Annotated in this window: 4 protein-coding genes; all 4 read left to right on the top strand. The window is 34.4% G+C overall.

What is annotated here, in order from left to right:
* Positions 1–126: 126 nt before the first annotated feature.
* Positions 127–807, top strand: coding sequence for a hypothetical protein (locus BUA79_RS12110; protein ID WP_073994672.1), 681 nt, complete (start codon positions 127–129; stop codon positions 805–807).
* Positions 808–831: 24 nt separating this feature from the next.
* Complete coding sequence (locus BUA79_RS12105; RefSeq protein ID WP_073994671.1) at positions 832–1,383, top strand: hypothetical protein; 552 nt, start codon at positions 832–834, stop codon at positions 1,381–1,383.
* Positions 1,349–1,507 (top strand): hypothetical protein, encoded by a 159-nt coding sequence (locus BUA79_RS12630; protein ID WP_178138609.1) that lies wholly within the window; start codon positions 1,349–1,351, stop codon positions 1,505–1,507. Before BUA79_RS12105 ends, BUA79_RS12630 begins: the two co-directional genes overlap by 35 nt.
* A 523-nt stretch (positions 1,508–2,030) precedes the next feature.
* Positions 2,031–2,720, top strand: a complete 690-nt coding sequence (locus BUA79_RS12095; RefSeq protein WP_073994669.1) for a hypothetical protein — start codon at positions 2,031–2,033, stop codon at positions 2,718–2,720.
* Positions 2,721–2,893: the final 173 nt, after the last annotated feature.

The following is a 2,893-nucleotide window of genomic DNA, read 5'->3' as shown; positions in this document are numbered from 1 at the left end:
TTGTGCCCGAACTCATAACCACCGTGGCAGCATAGGCGAGCAGTTTTAGGCAGCTCCAGAGAGCAACGGGCGGACAAACTCAGAAATCAATAACAGCTAAAGAGTAAAAAGAAAGAAATTGAGGATATGATTGCTGTTGCAGAACAACTAAAAATGCTTGGTATGAAGAATAATTTGATTAGCTATTTCAGTAAGTCGTCATTTTTTGAAATAACAAAAAGAAGCGAGCGATGGGTAGAATCGGATTATTATAAACAGTTATCTGAACAGATACAAGATAGTACAGATCTGTATGAACAGTTATTTGAACAATTTTGCAATCATATAGAACAAAATGTAGACAATGATTTTGATAGTGATAAAGTGCTCCGAATTATACAAGAAGAGTTTGAAAAAATTTCGGGTTGCCTCGGGGTTGCTGGAACAATAATTCTTGCTGCTATTGCAATTGCCGGAAGTTGCGATGGTTCATTAATAAATGAAATTTTTGATGAAGCTGATCCAAAAATAATTCAATTCGCATCAAAAGCAATAAAGACGTATGCAAAGCGAAGATTTGAAGAAATGTTTGACGAAGTCGTTGAAATTATTGTAGATAATATAGATATTATTGGAGCAGATTTCTCAGATTCAAATGTATTGCTATTATTTGAAAGATTAAAACAACTTTGCATGAATTATTTAGGCATTACAAAAGATGAGGAATATAGGGTAATATTTGAGCTACTACCAGAAGATTTTTTTGGCAAATATGATAAATTGCTTTATCTTGTGGATGTAGTTAAGCATTTTACCGAAAGGAAATAGTAAATTAACGAGAGGTGAAAAATTATGATATTATCAGCAAGAATGCTTGGTGAAAGATTTGGATTAACCGGACAGGAGATGAATTATGCATTAAAAGAAGCGGGATTTCTTAGCGGTAATCCAGGAGATTATACCATAACAGAAAAGGCAAAAGCATTTGTTGTAGAAAATGATTTTCATAGAGGAAATGGCGGGTATTCAATGTATAATCGCTATTGGACGACGCGAAAGTGGGATGAAAAAATAGTGGACGAGTTAAATCTAGATACCAATCATATATCTGCACTAAGAAATGCTGTAGCAAGTGATCGGAGATTAAAGAAGGAGGTTGACTTAGCAGCACAGAAAATGGTTATATCAAATGTTTCTATAGATATTACTAAGGAAAGTGTTGAATCGAGTAAAGCTGAAACAAAAAAAATTCTTATAATAGGCGGAATTGTTGTGGCTGCTACCGTAACTGGTTATGTGATTTATAAGACGATACCACATGTGAAAAGATGGTGTAAGACGAAATTTAATCATGAAGAAGAGGAGAAAAATGGGAAGAAGAAAAAACAATCCAGATTTAGTTGAAGAATTAGTTGAGAGAAGGTGGTCAATGGGGCAAGATGAATTCGAAGAGAAATACGCATCTTTGAGTAATAGTGATATGTCAGAGTATCAGCAGTCATTAATCGTATGGAAGGTGAATGGTTAAATGCGTATGGAGATGATTAATATATATTAATTATCTGGATCAAATTATTACGAAATATTATTCTGCCCATTTACATAGGAAATGAACAACAAATACAAGAAAGGAGCCTCTTATGCAATATCCTAATATCGATATAAGACAAACTGGAATTTTATTAGAAACCATAATTAGAAGCTCTGGATATAGTGTTAAGTATATTCAGGAATATTTGCATTTATCGTGCCCACAACCGATTTACAGATGGTTTAAGGGAAAGATTCTGCCTTCTCTTGATCATATGTACGCATTAAGTATACTCCTTGGTGTTCATACGGATGAACTGATTGTTCCACAGAAACAGAACTTCTTGGTCCGTTTCATGGAGCTTTCAAAAGATTCCGCAACAAAACGATGTTTATCATATTATTACAAACTTTATCAAGTTGCATAGTCCATTGGACTATCTGTCCAATGAAAAATAATAGTGAGTATATTATCCTCTTATCAAACCTGGAATAACCGGAGAGATAGGAGGATTTTTTTGATGCATATAATGTTAGAGCCAGCGGAGGTGACAGCTTGCGAGATTAGTCTTGAATTGTATACAGATATTTTCTGCGGCAGATATGATTGTTTGGAGTGGCATACATATCAAAGCTGTAATAATAGCAGCAGCTATAAGGAAGTAATCAAGAACTCGGGTTTTAGAAGAACGTTTTTACGGGTAATGAGAGATTTGGCTTTTCCTGGGTTAATTTGTTGTGGAGAAAATGCTGCATATGAGATAGAAAGATCTGAGGTGGATGAGAGAGGGAAAGCCTCTAGAGATATGTATACTGAAATAAAAGCAAGAAATAAAATATGCAGAAATTTAGAAGTACCATCCAATACGAAAGTAACCATTGGAGGTATGTTATTAAGTAATTATCCGCCTATTGCTTGTACCTGTGGAGAGAAATTGCACCACAACAGATGCATGATGATTCATATGGAAAAGAATAATTTTGATGTGCTATTGGATGCAGCTGCAATTGCAATGCTTGTATATGATTGGAAAATTAGTGAGGTTTTTGAGTTTGTTACAGGTAATAAAATTATTCGGGACATAGCTCAAATTGTAGAAGATCTTTACCCTAAAATCCCACACCGATTTGGATCATATAAAGAAGCAAAAAGATTATATGACAAATTACAGGATGTTTATAACAAAGAATATGGAAAAGCAGCAATTTAATAAGCAAAAAGCAGAGGAGAAAAGTGATGATAGGAAAACCAAAATATGCTTACCAAGAAACCGTTAAATTTGTAATTGTATAGTGGGTCAGTTGTCAAGACAAAAACATCGACATTTCTTAATGAACCGATATGATTAACATGTTGCTTGGGGAGATGTAGTGGAACACTCCC

The sequence above is a fragment of the Parasporobacterium paucivorans DSM 15970 genome, from assembly GCF_900141895.1.
In the GTDB taxonomy this organism is placed as follows: domain Bacteria; phylum Bacillota; class Clostridia; order Lachnospirales; family Lachnospiraceae; genus Parasporobacterium; species Parasporobacterium paucivorans.
Note: the sequence above shows the minus strand (reverse complement) of the source record. Positions and strands in the feature narration are given on the sequence as shown.